Origin of the sequence: Chryseobacterium sp. S90, from assembly GCF_047444895.1 — a bacterium.
Classification (GTDB): Bacteria; Bacteroidota; Bacteroidia; order Flavobacteriales; family Weeksellaceae; genus Chryseobacterium.
In genome coordinates, this window is the sequence record NZ_JBLGCX010000007.1 from 95,329 (window position 1) to 114,610 (window position 19,282).

Annotated in this window: 16 protein-coding genes and 2 riboswitches; of the genes, 3 read left to right on the top strand and 13 right to left on the bottom strand. The window is 36.6% G+C overall.

The annotated features are described in order from the left end of the window. Positions 1–116 precede the first annotated feature (116 nt). On the bottom strand, positions 117–794 hold the full coding sequence (locus ACLMCG_RS18160; protein WP_413960686.1) for a LytR/AlgR family response regulator transcription factor: 678 nt from the start codon (positions 792–794) through the stop codon (positions 117–119). Beyond that, the gene (locus ACLMCG_RS18165; RefSeq protein WP_413960687.1) at positions 787–1,806 is read right to left on the bottom strand and encodes a sensor histidine kinase; all 1,020 of its coding nucleotides are present in this window, start codon (positions 1,804–1,806) and stop codon (positions 787–789) included. The genes ACLMCG_RS18160 and ACLMCG_RS18165 overlap by 8 nt, the downstream gene beginning before the upstream one ends. A 191-nt stretch (positions 1,807–1,997) precedes the next feature. Between ACLMCG_RS18165 and ACLMCG_RS18170 the strand changes: the two genes are divergently transcribed. Continuing rightward, entirely contained in the window at positions 1,998–4,121 is a 2,124-nt protein-coding gene (locus ACLMCG_RS18170) for a TonB-dependent receptor domain-containing protein (RefSeq protein WP_413960688.1), read from the top strand. A 28-nt stretch (positions 4,122–4,149) separates the two neighbouring features. Then, positions 4,150–4,989 carry a DUF5694 domain-containing protein gene (locus ACLMCG_RS18175; RefSeq protein ID WP_413960689.1) on the top strand — a complete coding sequence of 280 codons (840 nt, stop codon included), beginning with the start codon at positions 4,150–4,152 and terminating at the stop codon, positions 4,987–4,989. Positions 4,990–5,100: 111 nt separating this feature from the next. On the opposite strand, the gene ACLMCG_RS18180 is transcribed toward ACLMCG_RS18175, so the two are convergent. Next, a complete protein-coding gene (locus ACLMCG_RS18180; RefSeq protein ID WP_413960690.1) occupies positions 5,101–7,845 on the bottom strand; it encodes a TonB-dependent receptor plug domain-containing protein in 2,745 nt (914 codons plus the stop codon). 294 nt (positions 7,846–8,139) lie between these two features. Then, a riboswitch (SAM-I-IV-variant riboswitch) is annotated at positions 8,140–8,237 on the bottom strand. Between the two features lie 119 nt (positions 8,238–8,356). Here ACLMCG_RS18180 and ACLMCG_RS18185 point away from each other — a divergent pair. Then, on the top strand, positions 8,357–10,582 hold the full coding sequence (locus ACLMCG_RS18185; RefSeq protein WP_223601390.1) for an outer membrane beta-barrel protein: 2,226 nt from the start codon (positions 8,357–8,359) through the stop codon (positions 10,580–10,582). A 187-nt stretch (positions 10,583–10,769) separates the two neighbouring features. Here ACLMCG_RS18185 and ACLMCG_RS18190 read toward each other — a convergent pair whose 3' ends face one another. The 10 genes from ACLMCG_RS18190 to ACLMCG_RS18235 form a co-directional block, all read right to left on the bottom strand. Continuing rightward, positions 10,770–11,480 carry a HesA/MoeB/ThiF family protein gene (locus ACLMCG_RS18190; RefSeq protein WP_413960691.1) on the bottom strand — a complete coding sequence of 237 codons (711 nt, stop codon included), beginning with the start codon at positions 11,478–11,480 and terminating at the stop codon, positions 10,770–10,772. 140 nt (positions 11,481–11,620) lie between these two features. Next, a complete protein-coding gene (thiH, locus tag ACLMCG_RS18195) occupies positions 11,621–12,739 on the bottom strand; it encodes a 2-iminoacetate synthase ThiH (RefSeq protein ID WP_413960692.1) in 1,119 nt (372 codons plus the stop codon). A 9-nt stretch (positions 12,740–12,748) separates the two neighbouring features. Continuing rightward, on the bottom strand, positions 12,749–13,525 hold the full coding sequence (locus tag ACLMCG_RS18200; RefSeq protein WP_413960693.1) for a thiazole synthase: 777 nt from the start codon (positions 13,523–13,525) through the stop codon (positions 12,749–12,751). After that, positions 13,522–14,136, bottom strand: a complete 615-nt coding sequence (locus ACLMCG_RS18205) for a thiamine phosphate synthase (protein ID WP_413960694.1) — start codon at positions 14,134–14,136, stop codon at positions 13,522–13,524. Before ACLMCG_RS18205 ends, ACLMCG_RS18200 begins: the two co-directional genes overlap by 4 nt. A gap of 4 nt (positions 14,137–14,140) precedes the next feature. Continuing rightward, complete coding sequence (locus tag ACLMCG_RS18210) at positions 14,141–14,878, bottom strand: hydroxymethylpyrimidine/phosphomethylpyrimidine kinase (RefSeq protein WP_413960695.1); 738 nt, start codon at positions 14,876–14,878, stop codon at positions 14,141–14,143. Next, the gene (locus tag ACLMCG_RS18215; protein ID WP_413960696.1) at positions 14,848–15,441 is read right to left on the bottom strand and encodes a thiamine phosphate synthase; all 594 of its coding nucleotides are present in this window, start codon (positions 15,439–15,441) and stop codon (positions 14,848–14,850) included. The genes ACLMCG_RS18210 and ACLMCG_RS18215 overlap by 31 nt, the downstream gene beginning before the upstream one ends. Next, positions 15,438–17,249 carry a phosphomethylpyrimidine synthase ThiC gene (thiC, locus tag ACLMCG_RS18220; RefSeq protein ID WP_413960697.1) on the bottom strand — a complete coding sequence of 604 codons (1,812 nt, stop codon included), beginning with the start codon at positions 17,247–17,249 and terminating at the stop codon, positions 15,438–15,440. The genes ACLMCG_RS18215 and thiC overlap by 4 nt, the downstream gene beginning before the upstream one ends. Before the next feature lie 24 nt (positions 17,250–17,273). Continuing rightward, positions 17,274–17,480: a sulfur carrier protein ThiS gene (gene thiS / locus ACLMCG_RS18225; protein WP_413960698.1), complete on the bottom strand. Its 207-nt coding sequence runs from the start codon at positions 17,478–17,480 to the stop codon at positions 17,274–17,276. A 57-nt stretch (positions 17,481–17,537) separates the two neighbouring features. Further along, positions 17,538–17,634: riboswitch (TPP riboswitch) on the bottom strand. Between the two features lie 106 nt (positions 17,635–17,740). After that, entirely contained in the window at positions 17,741–18,583 is an 843-nt protein-coding gene (locus ACLMCG_RS18230) for a hypothetical protein (protein WP_413960699.1), read from the bottom strand. 20 nt (positions 18,584–18,603) lie between these two features. Further along, the gene (locus ACLMCG_RS18235) at positions 18,604–19,281 is read right to left on the bottom strand and encodes an RluA family pseudouridine synthase (RefSeq protein WP_413960700.1); all 678 of its coding nucleotides are present in this window, start codon (positions 19,279–19,281) and stop codon (positions 18,604–18,606) included. Position 19,282 lies beyond the last annotated feature (1 nt).

Sequence of the window (19,282 nt, forward strand, 5' to 3'; positions counted from 1 at the left end):
TTTTGTTTTACCACATAGAAATATCGATGTTATGGAAATTCAATAGAGGTGGACTTTAGTTCACCAGATTTTTAGGCATCCATTCTAATTGGCTTTAGCCAAAACTTACAATATACTTATTTTAACCTATCCAAAAGCCCCGCTCTATAGCTTTCACCAATCGGAATTTCATATTCAGAAAGAATAACTTTTTTTGCCCCGATACTTTTGATTTTATCCAAATTGACAATGAAAGATTTGTGAATTCTTACAAATTTTTCAGAAAGCTGATTTTCCATAGATTTAAGAGTATCCAAAACAATATATTCATTACTTTCTGTTCGGATATTGACATAGTCTTTGATGCTTTCAACGTAAAGAATTTCTTGAAAACCGATCCGATGCCTTTGCCCCGAAGATTTCACAAAGAAATGGGTATTTTCTTCCTGTGGAAAAGAAAAACGTTCCTGAGCTTTTAATACGCTCTTTTGAAACCTTTCAAAAGAAATAGGTTTTAGAAGATAATCTACCACATTATGTTCATAGCCTTCCAATGCATATTCCGAATAAGCGGTTGTTAAAATATATTTTTGATTGGCTCCTACAATCTTCATAAAATTGATTCCCGTAAGTTCCGGCATCTGAATATCCAGAAAGATGAGGTCAGAATCATTTTTCTGCAGATATTCTAAAGCCAGAATCGGATTTTCTGTAGAGAAAACCAGTTCAAGAAAAGGAGTTTTCTCCACATAATGCTCCAGAAGAGAGATTGCCAATGGTTCGTCATCAACAATAATGCATTTTATCTTATTCATCCTTCAAATCAATTTTTAAATCTACAATAAATTCCGTTTCTGAATCTTTGATTTCCAGCTGGTGTTTAGGATACAAAATTTCCAATCTTTTTTTCACATTCTGAATTCCTATTCCGGAAACAGTATCTTTCATTTTCTGTGTCTTAAAGTTTAAAAGATAAAAATGCAGCACCTTGTCATGATCTGAAATTTTCATCTCAAACCCTTTATTCCGGAAATCACCATGTTTAAAAGCATTCTCAACAAATGGGACCAACAACATCGGTGAAATCTTCAGATGAGGATGCTGAATATTTTTTTCGATAAGCAATAACTCAGGATGTCTGATTCTAAGTTTCTCCAGCGCAATCAGACTGTCAATATATCCAACTTCCTTATCCAGAGGAATAGAGTCTTTTTCAAGGTCTTTTGTGCTGTACCTCAGCAATTGCCCAAGTTCTTCAATGGCAGGAAGTGCTTTATCTGATTTCTGATAGACCAGGGAATAAATATTATTTAATGAATTAAAAATAAAATGAGGATTGATCTGAGTCTTCAGTGCCTGCAGTTCTGCCTGTTTCTTTTCGATCAGAAGCTGCTTCTTATCATTTTCCGCCACTCCATATTTTTCCAGAATCCATAGAATACCTGCTATAAAAGTAGTTAAAGAACTGTTGTATATATTATCGAAGAAATAATAGAGAAGCCCTGTTCTTTCATCATAATTACGGAAGCCAAGAGTAGAAGGCAGAATCATTTCTTCCAAAGCATATCTCATGCTGGCAAAACATAACAATGTCAGGATAAAAACGAAAACCGCTGAATACAGTTTCTCAAGTTTAAAAACCTTTGGAAATATAAACAGATAGGAAATATAGAATGTGGTAATTTTTACAATAAAATAGGTAATTCTCAGAATATGTAATTCAAGACGATTGGTCTCCGGAACAAAAAAATTAGGCGTAATGACGGTTCCAAAAAAATTGAACCCCCAGTAAATAATTTGAAGCCAGATAATTTGCTTTTTATTCATAATCAAATATAAATCTCTGCAGGGACAATTCATCAACCTTTTTCGACAAAAACCTATTTTTTTCCGACGAAACTATTTTGACATCCAAAATCATCGCCTTCATCTAAATGCTATTTCTTTTCAAATGACCTTCTTATACTTTTGTCACAGAAATTTAAACTAAACAGCATTTAATCTGTTATTTACATCTTATGAAAAAACAGTTTTTATTTATAACTACACTTGTTTGTTCTTTGGTAACCGCACAAACTAAAGATACTGCAAACGTTAACAAAATTGAGGCAGTAACGGTGAACGGTAAAAAAGTTCTGGTAGAGCGAAAAGTAGATCGTCTTGTTTATAATGTTCAGAATTCTATGCTTTCGCAGGGAAGCTCAGGAACTGAGGTTTTGGCAGGAACTCCTTTATTACAGGTAGATGAGAACAAAGGTCTTCTTTCCATTGCAGGAAAAAATGGAGTTTCTGTGATGGTGAATGACCGGATGCTTAATCTTTCCGGATCTGAACTGATCAATTATCTGAGAAACCTTCGTTCTGAAAACATCCTTAAAATTGAAGTGATCACCACACCGCCTGCCAAATATGAAGCTCAGGGAAACAGCGGGATTATTAATATTGTTCTTAAAAAAAATCAGAATCTCGGGTGGAACGGTTATCTGACTACGAATTATACTCAAAAAACATACGCTGCATTCAGCACCGCAGCAGGAGTAAACTACCAGAATGAAAAGATGAAAGCTTCGGTAAAAATTCAGGGATACGATGGAGACAAAAGATCGGTAGAAAACTATAAAATAATAGGTGAAAACTCCTCTATAAGCAGAGATGAAAGAAGAGATATGAATGATGGATTAGGCCTGAATGCCAATTTTGATTATTCTCTCACGAAAAATTCCAATATCGGATTGATATATGATATTTCGAAGGGACACTCCAATATGGACATCAATTCAAAACAGAATTACCTCACCGGAAGCAATCCCACGTTGCAGACAAATACGGATTCTAAACACCGTTCTTCTTTTATTTCACAAATGCTGAATTTGTATTTTGATCAGAAATTTGGAGAACATAAACTAAGTTTAGGAACCAATTACTATGGAAATCTTCCGGATACTGAAGTTAACTTTACCACAAAAAATATTGCCAGCAATTCAACACAGGTTGTCAAAAATCTTTCGTCTGTAGATTATAAAATCTATTCCGGACAGGCAGATTTAACTTTAAACTTCAAAAAAATTCAGTTAGAAACCGGTGCGAAATTCAGCGAGTTTTCTAATAATTCAGAGATTGGATATTTTAATGTTATCAATGGGAATCATATCATTGATCCTGCAAAAAGCAATCTTTTTGATTATAATGAAAAGAACTATGCTGCGTATATCAGCGCCAGTAAAGATTTGAACGAAAAATGGTCTGTGAAGGCAGGTCTCCGTTATGAATATTCACAAACCAGCGGTTTCTCTCCCACTACACAGATAAAATCTGAGAATAATTACGGAAAATTTTTCCCGACAGCTTATGTATCTTATAAAGCCAATCAGGATAATCAGTTCAGCATTAATTATTCCCGGAGAATCAACCGTCCTTATTTCCGGGCTTTAGACCCGTTCCGATGGTATTCTAATCCGAATACCTACTATTCAGGAAATCCAAGCCTGCAGCCCTCTTTCAATCACAATATTGAATTCAATTATATTTTTAAAAATAAATTTTCTGCCAATCTTTATTGCCAGAGAACAACGAATAATTTTGATCAGATCTCCTTCCTGAACGGAATTGATCTTACCAGCACTTTTGAAAACTATTACAATCAGGATATTTACGGAATCAATTTGAATTATACAGATACATTCTTCAAAATCTGGGAAAGTAATATTTCAACTTCGTTCAGCTATAATCAGACTCAGATTACAAGGTTTAATCTGATTCCTAAAAACGGGCAGTCATTTTATTATTCTTTCAACAATACATTCCAGCTGAATAAGGCTAAAACATTCATGCTATTTATCAACTACTGGAATAATCTCCCTTCCCGTGATGGTTATCTTACTGTGAAGAACAGAGCTAGTCTGGATGCTGGAGTAAAGATGAGCTTTGCGGAAAAAGCGCTTCAGGTTAACCTTTCGGTGAGTGATATTTTCAAGCAGTCCGGATTCAAGGCTGATATGTATTTTACTGATAATACACAGTCATTCAACAACTATTGGGATGCCAGAAGAATGACACTCAGCATCACATACAATTTTGGAAATCAGAAAGTAAAATCAAACAACAGAACGGTAAATTTTGAAGAGAAAAACCGTGCTCAATAATTTAATACAAACAAAAAATAATAATACTATGAAAACCATTATTTATATTTTCCTATTATGCCTGTCTACATCTGTTTTTGCCCAAACAAAGCCTTCAGATTATTTTAAAAATCCAAAGACTAAAGTCTTGGTTGTTGGATCATTTCATTTTGATTACCCTAATCTGGATGCCAATAAAACCAATAAAGAAGACCAGGTGGATGTACTGGATCCTAAAACTTCAAAAGAAGTCACGGAGCTGGTGGATTATATCAAAAAATTTAAGCCTACAAAAATTGCCATTGAAGCCTGGCCAAACTGGAATGCCAATCAAAAGCTTAAAGAATACAGTGAGGGCAAGCACCGGGACAAAAGAGACGAGCGGTATCAGCTTGCTATGAGGATCGCCAATGAACTTAAAATCAATGAACTTTTCAGCATTGATGCAGAATCTGTTTGGGATGATTTTCAGAAGCATTTTGGAAAAACTGATTCTACATTTTTTAACAACCTCAGCAAAGATTATGATTTCAGTAGTGATGATGCGATTTCCCAACAGTTTAACCGTTTCTTCAAGAGTTCTGAACCTAAGAATTTCAAATCGCTCTTAGACACTTTTATTTATATGAATTCAAAAGAAAGTCATCAATACGGATATGGTGCTTATTTAAGCGGAGATTTTAAACTAAGAGAACATGATGGTGCCGATATGCTTGCCCTTTACTGGTACAGCAGAAATCTGAGAATGTTCCGCAATATTCAAAACATACCACACAACAGTGAAGACAGAATTCTTGTGATTGCAGGAAATGGCCATGCGGCAGTATTAAGACAGCTTTTCACATCTTCAGCAGAATATGAATTTATTGAATTTTCTTCATTAAAATAAATAAATTACGACAATGACGATAACAAAAAATTCATTTTTTATTGAGTAACAGGATATAAAAAAACAGAGATTTATTCTCTGTTTTTTTATTAAATTTCTAAGCTTTATTGATTAGAATCTGAATTCAACTCTTGCAAATAAGAACCTTCCTCCTATACCATACTGAGAAACCTGTCTGGAATAGACAAACTGATTATCAGCTGTTAAAGAACTTATATTCGGACTTTTGGAAGGCAGTATATTTAAGATATTATTACTTCCGATGGTTGCAGAAATATTTTTATTAAAATCATATCCTACAGATAAATCTGTGACCAGACGGCTATTCAGAATGAAATGCTCTGTGCTTCCTGTTACCCCATCAAAATTAGCGTCCACTACATCTGCATCTGTCACTTTACCAAAGAAAGAATTACGTAGTACGAAAGTAAAGCCGGAAAATCTTAAAGTATTGGACAAGGTTGCTTTTACTCGTGGAACAGCTTCTTCAAAATACACTCTGTTCGGTTCTGAGAAATAATTATCGATCTGGCTTACCAATTTAGGAGATGCATGGATATCCCCGATTCTTTTGGTCTGATTAAAATTGACTCCTAAATTATTCTCCAAAGAAACTCCCGATGAGATTTTTGAGTTCTGAGAAATGGTAATATCCAAACCTTTCGTCTGAGAATCTACAGCATTGGCAAAAAAGTTAGCAGCACTTGCTCTCGCCAAATCAAAAGCACTCTGCAGAACAGCCTGATCAGAACCTGGAGTAAAACTACCATCAGGACGGTAGAAAAGATCTGTAAGCACTACTCTATCTTTAATCTTTATTAAATAAGCATCTGCTGTGAAAGTAAGGCTTAATGCCGGAATCTTCCAGGTAATTCCTGTGCTGTAAGATTGTGAAGTCTCCTGTTTTAATTTCGGAATACCCAATGCCTGTGCTGCTTCAGAATTATTCCTGAAAGTACCCACCTGTGTAGTTTTTCCCTGCTGAATCAACGTGGAAGTGGAACTGTAATAGATCTGAGCCAATGAAGGCGCTCTGAATCCTGTAGAAACTGCTCCTCTCCAGTTCAGATTGGGAGTCAGTTTTACATTTGTTGCCACCTTATAATTAAATGTAGATCCGAAGTCTGAATAGTTCTCATATCGTAAGGCTCCTTCCAACAGCCATCCGTCAGTAACCTCCAGTTCTGCATCAGCATAAGCAGCAACACTGTTTCTGTTTCCTGAAACGGCATTTTCCGGACTAAAGCCTGGAAAAACCTGAGCCCCAGCTGGTCTTACTTTTTCAAAGAAATCAGTTACTTTTTCATTTTCAGGAGTGTTAGCGGTTACCACACGTCCATAAATGTCGTAAGAAGCATAAGAATTTTCTTTTCCTGCATTTACTTTATAATTCTCGTGTCGGTATTCTCCTCCGAATGCTATGTTCAAACCTTTCAGCACATCGTATTTTTTTGAGAAATCCAGATTGACGGTATTTTGTGAGAACTCAGATCCTCCGGCATCAAATGTTCTTGGTGAACCGTCTGTAAGCGAAGCATTAAAAGTATTGACAACGCCAAAACCAAAAACATTTTTCCCGAACGTATTACTGAAATCTACATTCCAGCCCTTCCATTTTCCTTTAATTCCGGCAGCAAGAGAATAATCATTTACCGCTGCTTCAATCTGAGGAAGATATCCATTGGGAGTAACGGCATTGATGTTCCTTTCATTATTCGGAAGTCGGTAAAATCCTCCTGCATTTCCAAGACGGTAGCTGTAGCCTCCAAATGAATAAATCTTCCATTCATCATTAACAGGAATTTCAGAGTTGAAAAAGAGCTGCCCTGACTGTAGTTTAGACTGTCCGGCTCTCAAACTGAAATCTTTTCTCTCCAACCCTCTGTAATTAAGCTCCTGGGAGGTAAAATCTCTACCCAATATTTTTTGAAGTTCAGAAATACTGTTTGCCCCTGAGATCTGAGACTGAAAATCATTCCCAAAATAATTTACTTGGGCTGCATACTGTTTAATCGTGTTGATAATCTGCTGAGTATTGGGAGTATTGGTAATATTTTTATACAAACCGTCAATATTCACTCCATCCTGTAATGCTCTGTAATTAATTGCATTATAAGCATTAAAGATATCTCCTTCCCTCACTCCTGCTCTGGAATATGGATCACGATATTGGGCAGAACCGGTAACGTTAAAAAATCCGGACTTTCCTATTTTAGCTCCATAATTAAGATCCACAGAAATGGTTTGTCCATCCACTCCTCCGGAGAAATTATTGGCAACAGGTGAAGCGTATCCACCGAGAAATACCTGTCCGGAAAGTCCTAATCTTTTTTTCAATCCCAGGTTAACTACTCCTGCAATGGCATCAGAACCATATTGAGCAGAAGCACCGTCTCTTAAAACCTCAATTTTTTCTAAAGCAAAAGCTGGAATGGCGTTGAGGTCAGTTCCTACAGAACCTCTTCCCGGTGTAAGCGTAACATTAATTAATGAAGACTGGTATCTTCTTTTCCCGTTTAACAAAACTAAAACCTGATCTGGACCTAACCCTCTTAAAAGAGCAGGATCTACGAAATCAGTTCCATCGTTAACGGTGTGAGAAGTGGATGAAAATGAAGGTACAATATAATTTAAAGCCTGGCTGATATTATTAGTCGGGCTCTGTTTTAAAATTTTTGATATGTTAATGATATCTACCGGAACAGGGGTCTCCGTCAATGATCTTCCGGAGCCTCTTGATCCAAGGATGACTACATCTTCTATTTTTTTAGATTGTAAAGTGTCCGTCTGTGCGTAATAAAATGTAGAAATGAGCGCGATAGAAGGAACAAAGATTCTTTTTTTGAAATTGTGCATAGTATTGTTGTGTTCTTTTGTTGTTAAAAATTGTTTTTGAGCAATACAAATCCTGTAGCCTTAATTTTAAGGTTACCATCGGTCTTCGAAATGTTTATATTATTTTTTAAAAATAGAAATAGCTAGAAGCAACAACACATGCGCATGTAGAAATGGCATGAAAACATATTGGAATAATGAAGATTCACTTCATGATCCGAAGAATAAAAAATTACTGATGGAATGTGATTTCCCTTGTCTTTAAACATTTGGTTTTAACTTTAAAACAAAAATTCAAGATGGGAGTGTGATAGAATGATAAACATTTTTTCCGGAAGATCCGGCTTATCGATTGCAGCACCTTGCTTGTTTTTGCAGGTTGCTATCCCATCTAGAGATTCTTGATAATTACCTGGCAAAGATATAATTATTTCGGAAATAAAAAAAATTTTAGCTTAATTTTTCGATTTTCACAATTTTAGCGTAACAAATTATCTTTTTCAGCGTCTAACCGGATATCAGTAAAAACATTATGAAAAAAACGATTTTCGCTTTATCCTTATTAAGCTCTGTTTTTGTTTTCTCGCAGGAGAAAAATAATAAACCTCAGGAAAAGCAAATTGAAGGTGTAGTTATCACCAAAACTAAAAAAGCAGTTGAACAAAAGGCAGACCGTACTATTTTTGACTTTTCCGAGCAACCTCAGCTAAACAACGGAAACGTTCTGGAAGGAATAAAAAAACTTCCTGGACTTGTATCTACCGACATCGCAGGAATGATGTATCAGGGAAAAATGCTGGAAGTATATCTTAACGGAAGACCTTTAAACATTACTTCTAATGAATTGAACTCCTTCCTGGAAGGAATGCCTGCCAATTCTGTGGAAAGAATTGAAGTGATTACCCAACCCGGCGCTGAATTTCCGGCCACTTCCGGAGGTGCGATCATGAATATCATCACGAACAAAAATGCCAATAAATATTTAACTGCTACTTATTCAGGGAATTATTCTTTTACAAATTACGACAAGTATAGAAGCAGAACGACCAACTCCGTTAATTTAAATGCCAGAAATAAATATTTCGGATGGCAGCTGAATGTAGGACAAAACTATCGTGAAAGTATGCTGAATGGTCAGCAGGATGAGCTTTTAACGAGTCATACGGACAGATACGGACGTGGATATTTTGCAAAATCCGGGTTAACTTTTGACTTAGGGCAGGACAGATTGTTATTAAACTACGATATTTATCACAACAATAATGACAACTACACTTTAAGTAACGGCCATGGGGATTTACCTTTTGAAAATAATCCAAAGGATTTAAGAGAGGCTTTTTATACTTCTTCGGATGTTGCCCATACCAATAGTTTGAGACAGGAAGCTGTGGTAACATATCAGAAACGCTTTGCTGACAAATCTCAAAAGCTGGATTTCCAATTTGGCTATACAAGGTCTAACAGTAAGTTTGCTCAGGACAATTATTTCCAGAACGGTACATTTGTAATACCTGCAAACACTCCTATCAATAGTGCTATGAGTGGCTTAAAAGATATTCTGAACAATGAATCTGTGATGAATATTGCCAACTTTAAAGTAGATTATGCCCAACCGATCAAACTTCTTGATGGAGGAAAGGTAAGCTTTGGAGGATTGTATGAAAAACAGGATTACGATACAGAAAGTTTTGGATTAACCAATCTTGAATATCAGAGACAGACGGCTTCAACTTATTTAGAATTTCAGGCTAAATTGAAAAAATTTGACTTCACATTGGGTTCCCGTGCTGAAAACTATGATATTTCCGGGGTAACAAGATATTTTGATAAGGATGCAAAACTTGTAGAAGCTAACCTTATTCCTTTCAATAAATTTAAATTTTTCCCGAACGCAAGTGTGCAGTATAACATGATGAATCAGGTTTATATTGCTGCAAACTACAACAGAAAAATCAGTTTACCAAGTATTTCCGCACTTAACCCGAATAACGTAACGTTCTCCGGACCAAGCACGGAAGTAAACGGTAACCCGAATCTACAGCCCACAATTTTTGATAATTATGAAATAAAAGTATCAGCTTTTGATTATGCGTTTATAGGGTATAGCGTAAGTTCGGCAAGTAATCAGGTGGCACAAATCATCAGAAAAGACGGAAGAAAACTCTTTAATGAGCAGGTAAATATTTCAAATATGAAAATTCACAATTTCAACGTTGGACTACCTGTCCCTTTTATGATTTTCAGCAAGCCTTTGAGTGAGATTATGAAATTTGATTTCAATCCTGACAAAATCAACTTCATGTACTTATATGCTGGTTATCAGAAACATGAAATCGACAATCTGAACAATAAAGGGTTCTGGATTTTCAATATTATGACTCAGATTCTTTTGCCTAAAGACATCAAAATGACAGCCAATTACAGCTATCTGACGCCAAAAGCAGGATATTTCTACTTCACGGCAGAGAAACCATTCAACAACTCTCTTGATATCACATTGACGAAGAAGTTTATGAACAACCGTCTGACACTATCTGTTTTCGCGAATGATATTTTCAACGGACAGATGATGCAGGTACGTTCTAATCCGCCATCGGGAACTCCGGTAATGATAAGCAGCAAGTATGACACGAGAAATTTCGGATTTTCTATCAATTATAAAATTCCGACAAGAAATAAGCTGGCAAAAGAGGACCCAAACATCCTGAACCAGACTAAAAAAGAAGATAACGGAGGCGTAATGCAGCAGGCACAATAATTCTTTTTTTGTAATAGAATAAAAATAGGCGTAAAATGATTTGCGCCTATTTTTTATTTGTTGGGCAAGTTTTGGCTAAAGCCGAAGGATGGTTTTATAAAAGTAAAACGGGCTAAAGCCCGTTCCTATTGATCGTAAAATGGTGTTATTCGTGAAAATATTAGTGACATTAGTGTTTACATTTACATCAAAAATCTATCGTCTGAAATTTCCAGTCCAGCGTATCTACCAATGTCAGCTGATTAACACTCACCGGAAGATCTGTGATAATTTTTAATGCCTGAAGAGCCATCATACTGCCTATGATTCCGGGAAGGGCTCCCAATACACCAAGACTGTCACAATCCGGCACATCTTCATCGAAAGGCGGTTCAGGAAAAATATCCCTCAAATTTTTACTTCCGTTATGATTAAATACAGCAGCTTGTCCTGAAAATCCCAAGATGCTTCCGTAAACCAGAGCCTTTTTTAATTGTACACAGGTGTCATTCACCAGATATCTTGTGGAAAAGTTATCTGATCCGTCCACGATAACATCGTACTGAGAAAGAATTTCTTGAGCATTTATTTCATTTATTTTTTCCTCAATCCCATTCAATGTAACCTGATGATTAAGGTTCTCCACAAATATCTTAGCACTCTTTACTTTTGAGAGTCCTACCTTTTCTTCAGTATGAATGATCTGCCGATTCAGATTGTGAAGTTCTACCTCATCAAAGTCTGCAATTCCCAGAGTTCCTACTCCGGCAGCGGCCAGATATTGAATTACAGGACTTCCCAAGCCTCCTGCACCAATGACAAGGACTTTTGAGGCTAATATTTTCTTTTGTCCTTCCAATCCTATTTCTTCAATAAATATCTGCCGGCTGTACCGTGAAAATTGATCTTCTTTTTTCATACTTTATGATAATTGAACCATTAAGATTCTTTAAGTTGGTAAGAAAAGTTAAGCTGAGCTTCGCTTTAAAAAGATGTTATCTTAAAAATCTTCGATTTTTTCTTAATTACTTTTTCAAAGTCCTTAATGGTTTAAAAATTTTAAAATCCACTATAAACAGAATCCCAGTCTTTCATGACAGGATCGTAGCCTGCTTTTTTGATCATGAGTCTGATCTCATCCATACTTCGTTCGTCACTGGTTTCAAACTGTTCCAAAGATTCTTTATCTACGGCATAGCCACCCGGATTGGTTTTTGAGCCTGCACTCATCGCTGTAGCTCCCAGAGATACTATATTATTTCTGAATACTTCATTTTCTCTGGTAGAAATGGAAATTTCAAGGTCTTCATTCCAGATCCTGTAAGCACAAATGAGTTGAAGAAGGTCTTTATCTTCCATAATAAAATTAGGTTCAATGATTCCTTCTGCTGGCCTGAGCCTTGGAAAGGAAACAGAAAACTTACTTTTCCAGTAGTGTTTCTGAAGATAATCAATGTGTAATGCGTTGAAAAAACTGTCTACTCTCCAATCTTCAAGTCCAAGGAGAACTCCAAGCCCGATTTTATGAATTCCTGCTCTTCCTATCCTGTCCGGAGTTTCCAGGCGAAAATGAAAGTTTGATTTTTTACCTTTCGGATGATATTCTCTGTAAACATCCTGATGATAGGTTTCCTGATAGACCAACACGGAATGCACTCCTTCCTCATGCAGCAATCTGTATTCTTCTTCCATTAAGGGTTGAACTTCAATGGAGATATTGGAAAAATGAGGTTTTAACTTACGGACAGCATTCTGAAAGTAAGGAACTCCAACTATTTTATTGGCTTCACCACTCACCAGCAGTACATGATTCACTCCCATAGATTTCAATACTGATGCTTCAATCATCAGTTCCATATCGGAAAGTGTCTTCCTTTTCAGTTGATTATCAAGACTGAATCCGCAATAGGTACAGATATTCTGACACTCATTACTGAGATACAGCGGAGCATAGAGCTGAATGGTTTTTCCAAATCGTTTTTGGGTGAGCATCTGCGTCATTCCTGCCATCAGTTCCAATTCCCGAGAAGCTGCTGGTGACAGAAGATTCAGGAAATCATCAAGGGTTTTATTCTTTTTCTGAAGACTGGATCTTACATCAGCCAGAGTTACTTTTTCAAGCTTATTCTTTACCTCCTCCCATTGGTAGCGTTCAAAAACATCTTTAAAGGTTTTCATAATTTTGATTTATTCAAACAAAAACGAAGTAAGCGGACTTGAAGCTTCGGCATGGCTAGCAATTGCCCCCAATCCTGATTCAAAAGCTCTTCTTCCGGCAATAACTCCTTCTTTAAAAGCCACAGCCATATTTAATGGATTTCTTGCAACAGCAATGGCGGTATTAACCAAAACAGCATCTGCTCCCATTTCCATGGCTTTTGCCGCATCTGACGGTGCACCAATTCCTGCATCTACTACTACAGGAACATTACTCTGGCTGATGATTATTTCAAGGAAATCCTGTGTTCTTAATCCTTTATTCGTTCCAATTGGTGCTCCCAAAGGCATTACAACAGCTGTTCCTGCATCTTCAAGACGTTTGCATAAAACAGGATCGGCATGAATATAAGGCATGACAACAAATCCAAGTTTGGCAAGTTCTTCGGTTGCATATAACGTTTCAATAGGATCTGGTAATAAATATTTCGGATCGGGATGAATTTCCAGTTTTACCCAGTTTGTTTCCAGTGCTTCTCTGGCTAATTGTGCCGCTAATACAGCTTCTTTTGCGGTTCTGGCTCCGGAAGTGTTAGGGAGAAGATGAACATTGGTTTCTCTTAAAGAATCAAGCAGATTTTCTTCATTGGATTGGGCATCAATTCTTTTTAATGCCATAGTCACCATATCGGTTTCTGATGCGATGACGGACTGTACCATATCTCTCAGACTTCCGAATTTTCCTGTTCCTAAAAACAGTCTTGATTCAAAAGTTCTTCCTGCTATTTCTAATTTCTGATTTTTCATATCATTACTTTTTTTAGTTCATTAATAATAGTTGGCTGCTTGGTAATAATCCCGGAAACGGCGACACCATAAATCCCGATTTTTTGTAATGGCAAAATATCTTCAAGGCCAACACTTCCGATTGCAAATATTTTAGGAATGTCAATTGATTGCTCTCTTAAACCATCTATGATTTTCTGATATCCTTCAAACCCAAGAACAGGGCTTAATTTTTCTTTGGTTGTGGTAAATCTCAATGGCCCCAAACCGATATAATCACAAGATTCATTGATTCTCTGTATGACATCTGAAAGAGTATTCGCTGTTCCACCAATGATTTTATTTTCACCTAAGATCAATCTTGCTTCTTCGATGGCACTGTCGTTCAATCCTAAATGCACACCATCCGCGTCAATTTCTTTCGCTATTTGTACATGATCATTGATGATACAAACCGATTGATATTCTGAACAAAGTTGTTTTGATATTTCACAAAGATGAATCAATTCATTTTCAGGAGCATTTTTCCATCTTACCTGTACCCATTTGATTCCGTTATCAAGGGCTTTTCGGATATGAAATTCCTGTTCCTGTATTGTGTTTCCTTGTGATATGTATTGTAATTTTTCCATGTTTCTATGAATGCGTTCCCAGCAAAGAGGAATTGCTTTTTAAAAATTTTTCGATATATAATTTTCCATTCCGACAGGCAGTTTCCATATTTTCACCTTTGGCCAGTTCTGCTGTAATTGCTGAAGATAAAACACAGCCTGAACCATGCTTAGGAAAATATATTGTATTATCTTCAGTTGCAACTAAAAGAGTTTCTTTTCCGTTTTCAACTAAAACATCCGTTCCTAAATGATCATCTCTATGTCCTCCTTTGATCAGCAATGAGCATGTATTGGAATCCGGTAAAAGATTATTTTCCTTTAAAACTTTGTATTCATTATAATTGGGAGTTATTAAACTGAGTTGATTAACTGTATTTTTTAATTGAGGAAGTGTTTCAAGATCAAAAAAATTGAATTCGGAAGTGCTTTTAAGAACAGGGTCCCAAACTATTTTTACTTCAGGATCGTTACTCTTTACGGTTTTTATAATTTCATCCAGAAATTCTGCATCTTTCACAATTCCTATTTTCACTGCTGAAACAGGATAGCTTTCCAACAATACCTGAATTGCTTTTGTCACTTCCTCCAATGGCCGCCATTCAAGACTAAGACATTGGGAAGCTGTTTGCAATGTCAATGCTGTACATACTCCCAGCCCAATCACTTTCGATTGTTCAAAGGTTTTACAATCTGATAATAAGCCTGCTCCACCACTGGGATCAAAGCCTGCTATACTTGTGACATAAGGACGTTCCTGCATTTTTTAAATACTTTTAAAGGCTCTTCACTTTCCCAGATAGTACCCAATAGTGCTGCTCCATCTGCTTCTGATTTGAAAACTTCATGAATATTATCCTGATTAATTCCTCCAAGGGCAATCAATTTTACATCCGGATTATTCCTGTAATTTATTTCTTCTTTAATGGTGGAATCCATTCCATATCCTTTTTTGGAGATACTTGGAAAGAATGGGCTTATGAAAGCATATTCCCATTCTTTTTCCAAAGTATTGTATGTTTTAATATCGTGTACCGATGTTGAAATGGTCTTCTCTTTCACAAAAGGCTTGTATATATCTTCCTTTCTATCAATCTCTCTGAAATGAAACCTTGAAATAGTAAATTCCTTTCCAAGATCGTAATGCGTATGCAGTACCAGTTGTGGATAGAAAGCTTCATCAATCTGAGTAATAAATTCAGTCATTTCATTTCTGCTGATCCATGGTTTTCGGATATGAAGCAGATCAAGACCTTCCTGAAACATCTGATTGATACTATCTGTTTCCTTTGGAACCATCAGATCAGGAGTGATAACAAAGATCATATATAAATTTCTTTACCTTTCTCAATGAACTCCTGTGATTTATCCAGCATTCCCTGTTCTGCAGATTCACGAATTTCCTGGGTAATTTTCATAGAACAGAATTTTGGTCCGCACATAGAACAGAAATGCGCAATTTTTGCTCCTTCTGCCGGTAAGGTTTCATCATGGTAAGCTCTTGCAGTTTCAGGATCTAATGAAAGGTTGAACTGATCTTCCCATCTGAATTCAAATCTTGCTTTACTTAATGCATTGTCTCTGTATTGTGCTCCCGGATGACCTTTTGCTAAATCTGCAGCATGAGCTGCCAGTTTATATGTTATTACTCCAACTTTTACATCATCTTTATTCGGAAGGCCTAAATGTTCCTTTGGTGTTACATAACAAAGCATTGCACACCCGAACCATCCGATCATTGCTGCCCCGATTCCGGAAGTGATGTGATCATAACCAGGTGCGATGTCTGTTGTTAATGGTCCTAAGGTATAAAACGGAGCTTCATGGCATTCTTCCAGTTGCTTTTCCATATTTTCTTTAATCATGTGCATCGGAACGTGTCCCGGGCCTTCAATCATTACCTGTACATTATGTTTCCATGCTATCTTTGTCAGTTCACCTAAAGTTTCCAGTTCGGCAAACTGAGCGGCATCATTAGCATCTGCAATAGATCCTGGACGAAGACCGTCTCCCAGAGAGAAAGCCACGTCATACTTCTTCATGATCTCACAAATCTCCTCAAAATGAGTATACAGGAAGCTTTCTTTATGATGGAATAAACACCATTTTGCCATAATAGATCCTCCTCTGGAAACAATTCCGGTCACTCTTTTTGCTGTTAAATGAATGTATCTCAATAAAACTCCTGCGTGGATTGTAAAGTAGGAAACTCCCTGTTCTGCCTGTTCAATAAGGGTATCTCTGAAAATTTCCCATGTCAGATCTTCCGGAACTCCTTTTACTTTTTCCAGAGCCTGATAAATAGGAACAGTACCGATAGGAACCGGGCTGTTTCTGATGATCCACTCTCTTGTTTCGTGAATATTTTTCCCTGTTGAAAGATCCATAATGGTATCAGCTCCCCATCGGCAAGCCCATACTGCTTTTTCCACTTCTTCATCAATACTGGATGAAACAGCGCTATTCCCGATATTGGCATTGATTTTCACAAGAAAATTTCTTCCGATGATCATCGGTTCACTTTCCGGATGGTTGATGTTATTGGGAATAATAGCTCTTCCGGCTGCAATTTCATCTCTTACAAATTCCGGAGTAATCTTACTTTTCGGAGTATTGGCACCAAAACTATGTCCGGGATGTTGAAAAGACATTTCTTTGGATACGGAGTCAAGCTGTTCTATTCTTTGATTTTCCCGGATCGCCACATATTCCATTTCCGGAGTAATGATTCCCTGTTTTGCATAGTAAAGCTGGGTCAATTCTTTTCCTTCCTGTGCTACTTTAGGTTTATGATCGTAAGAAAATCTTAATTCATCAAGACGTGGATCTGCCAAACGGGCTTTTCCGTATTCTGAAGTGATTCCTTCCAGGATATTCACATCATTTCTGTCCAGAATCCATTGTTCCCTGATTCTTGGAAGTCCTTTCTGAATATCAATAACTGCATTTTCATCGGTATAAGGACCTGAAGTGTCGTAAATAGTAACCGGAGCATTATGTTCAAAGCCGCCATTGCTAAGTTTGGTGGGGCTAAGCTGTATTTCACGCATTGCTACATTGATAGGGTGTAATGTACCTTCAACATAGATTTTCTTTGAGTTCGGAAATGGCGAACATGTAATGGAGTGAGCCATAAGTATTGGTATTAAATATGAGAATTAACCGCCCTGAGTGGCAGTAATGATTAAAACTGAATCGTTGTTGCTAAGGATGGTTTCCGCCCAGAATGTCAGGGGAATAATGCGATTGTTGAGGGCTACAGCAATACCTTTCTTTTTTCCAGGCAGCTCAATAGCCAGTAATGCTTCCAGATTTTCAGGAAGTACATCAAATGTTTTTCGGGTGTGGTTGATTATAAGTTCCATTCCTAATATTTTAAATATACTTTAGGAATGGCTATTATTGTACAATAGAATGTACAGCAAAAGTCATCTACTTTTCCCTACGCTGGTATGATCCAGATCAGGTTCAAAGGGTAAAGTCTCAGTCTGTTGGTAACAGACACCCCTAAAGTTTGAGACGAAGTTAGACATTTTTTTAGAATGGGCAAAATCTGAAATGATTTTAAAGAAAAAAGACCATCTCAATTTTGAGACAGTCTTCACTTTTATTTTAAATAGTTCTTTTAGTAAAAAAGCTTCAAGCTTCCATCAGAATTATATTGATTAGTCCAGTTTGATTGGCTCAGAAAAAATTCGGAGCTATAAGGTTTAAACTCTTTTGAAAATCTTCTTTGAGGATTATTTTTTGATAATGAAAGGTAAAAATAATCTTCAAAAATACCCAAATTCTTAAATGGATTTTGTGCAGAATCAAAGTTATCAAATGTAATTTCATTTGTAATGTAAGCATCAACATTATTATGCTTTTCAGTTTTAGTTGCCTTTTCTAAATTTCCTGAGTTATTATAAGTAAACTTTTCTACGTAGGTCAAAATATAATCTTGCGAGTCAGTTGGATCGTATGGAACATTAGGATATTGAGTTAAAATCTCAGTTAACTTTCCTGAAGCGTCATAAGTATAGGACAAATACTTATCCATATATGAATTATTAACCTGTGGAATAACTACTTTACTAACTCTACCTTGGTTATCAAATTCAAATCTTCTTTCCTTCAACTGAACATTGAAACCAGGGTCAGAGCTGTAATCTTTCATAATTGCTGTATTTCCTGTATAGGTTACCGCTGTATAAACAGATTTTGAATAAGCATAAGGAAACCCTGTACTACTAGAAAGTTCCAACTTTCCTCCTACTTTTTTACTAATTCTTCCCTGAGCATCATATTCGAACATATAATTTTGCTCCGATCCATTAAAGACAGGTGACAAAACAGGATAATTCCACGATATTTTACTAGTATTTTCAGTAATCGCCTGTTGTGAATTATCAACCGGCAATTCATCATTGTCTGAACAAGATGCCATAACCAGCAATGTGGCTAATAAAAGTGATTTGAATTTCATGGTATAGTTTTATAATATGCTTATTCTTCACAAGCTCTCCAGATCGCATCATTCTGCGGAACAGGAGCTATGATTTCAATATTTTCTTTGGTTACGGGATGAATAAACTCCAGTTTTCTTGCATGAAGATTGATTCCTCCATCCGGATTGGAACGTGGTGCTCCATATTTCAGATCACCCTTAATCGGAATTCCTGTTTTGGATAACTGTGCTCTGATCTGATGGTGTCTACCTGTTTCAAGGTCAATTTCCAACAGCAAATAATTGTCTAATGTCTTGATAACATTATAGGTAAGAATTGCTTCTTTTGCGCCTTCGGTAGCTTTAGGAAAAACAATAGCTTTATTATTCTTTTCGTTTTTCTTTAAATAATGTACCAGCCTCTGACTTTGTGGGATCATTTCTTTACTCACAACCGCCCAATATGTTTTTTTTACCTCCCGGTTTTTTACCATCTGCGTAAGACGGGAAAGTGCCTTGGAAGTCTTGGCATAGATCACCAGCCCGGAAGTTGGACGGTCTATACGATGAACCAAGCCGAGAAAAACATTTCCCGGCTTAGCATCTCTTATTTTTATAAAATTCTTGATGGATTCTAATAGTGATTCATCACCGGTTTTATCACCCTGAACGAGCTGGCCAACCTTTTTATTAATCACCAGAAGATGGTTGTCTTCATATATAATCTGCTCCTTCATA

Coding starts and splice junctions, on each gene's coding strand:
- ACLMCG_RS18160 (WP_413960686.1), bottom strand. CDS start 794: ATGAATAAGATAAAATGCATTATTGTTGATGACGAACCATTGGCAATC.
- ACLMCG_RS18165 (WP_413960687.1), bottom strand. CDS start 1,806: ATGAATAAAAAGCAAATTATCTGGCTTCAAATTATTTACTGGGGGTTC.
- ACLMCG_RS18170 (WP_413960688.1), top strand. CDS start 1,998: ATGAAAAAACAGTTTTTATTTATAACTACACTTGTTTGTTCTTTGGTA.
- ACLMCG_RS18175 (WP_413960689.1), top strand. CDS start 4,150: ATGAAAACCATTATTTATATTTTCCTATTATGCCTGTCTACATCTGTT.
- ACLMCG_RS18180 (WP_413960690.1), bottom strand. CDS start 7,845: ATGCACAATTTCAAAAAAAGAATCTTTGTTCCTTCTATCGCGCTCATT.
- ACLMCG_RS18185 (WP_223601390.1), top strand. CDS start 8,357: ATGAAAAAAACGATTTTCGCTTTATCCTTATTAAGCTCTGTTTTTGTT.
- ACLMCG_RS18190 (WP_413960691.1), bottom strand. CDS start 11,480: ATGAAAAAAGAAGATCAATTTTCACGGTACAGCCGGCAGATATTTATT.
- thiH (WP_413960692.1), bottom strand. CDS start 12,739: ATGAAAACCTTTAAAGATGTTTTTGAACGCTACCAATGGGAGGAGGTA.
- ACLMCG_RS18200 (WP_413960693.1), bottom strand. CDS start 13,525: ATGAAAAATCAGAAATTAGAAATAGCAGGAAGAACTTTTGAATCAAGA.
- ACLMCG_RS18205 (WP_413960694.1), bottom strand. CDS start 14,136: ATGGAAAAATTACAATACATATCACAAGGAAACACAATACAGGAACAG.
- ACLMCG_RS18210 (WP_413960695.1), bottom strand. CDS start 14,878: ATGCAGGAACGTCCTTATGTCACAAGTATAGCAGGCTTTGATCCCAGT.
- ACLMCG_RS18215 (WP_413960696.1), bottom strand. CDS start 15,441: ATGATCTTTGTTATCACTCCTGATCTGATGGTTCCAAAGGAAACAGAT.
- thiC (WP_413960697.1), bottom strand. CDS start 17,249: ATGGCTCACTCCATTACATGTTCGCCATTTCCGAACTCAAAGAAAATC.
- thiS (WP_413960698.1), bottom strand. CDS start 17,480: ATGGAACTTATAATCAACCACACCCGAAAAACATTTGATGTACTTCCT.
- ACLMCG_RS18230 (WP_413960699.1), bottom strand. CDS start 18,583: ATGAAATTCAAATCACTTTTATTAGCCACATTGCTGGTTATGGCATCT.
- ACLMCG_RS18235 (WP_413960700.1), bottom strand. CDS start 19,281: ATGAAGGAGCAGATTATATATGAAGACAACCATCTTCTGGTGATTAAT.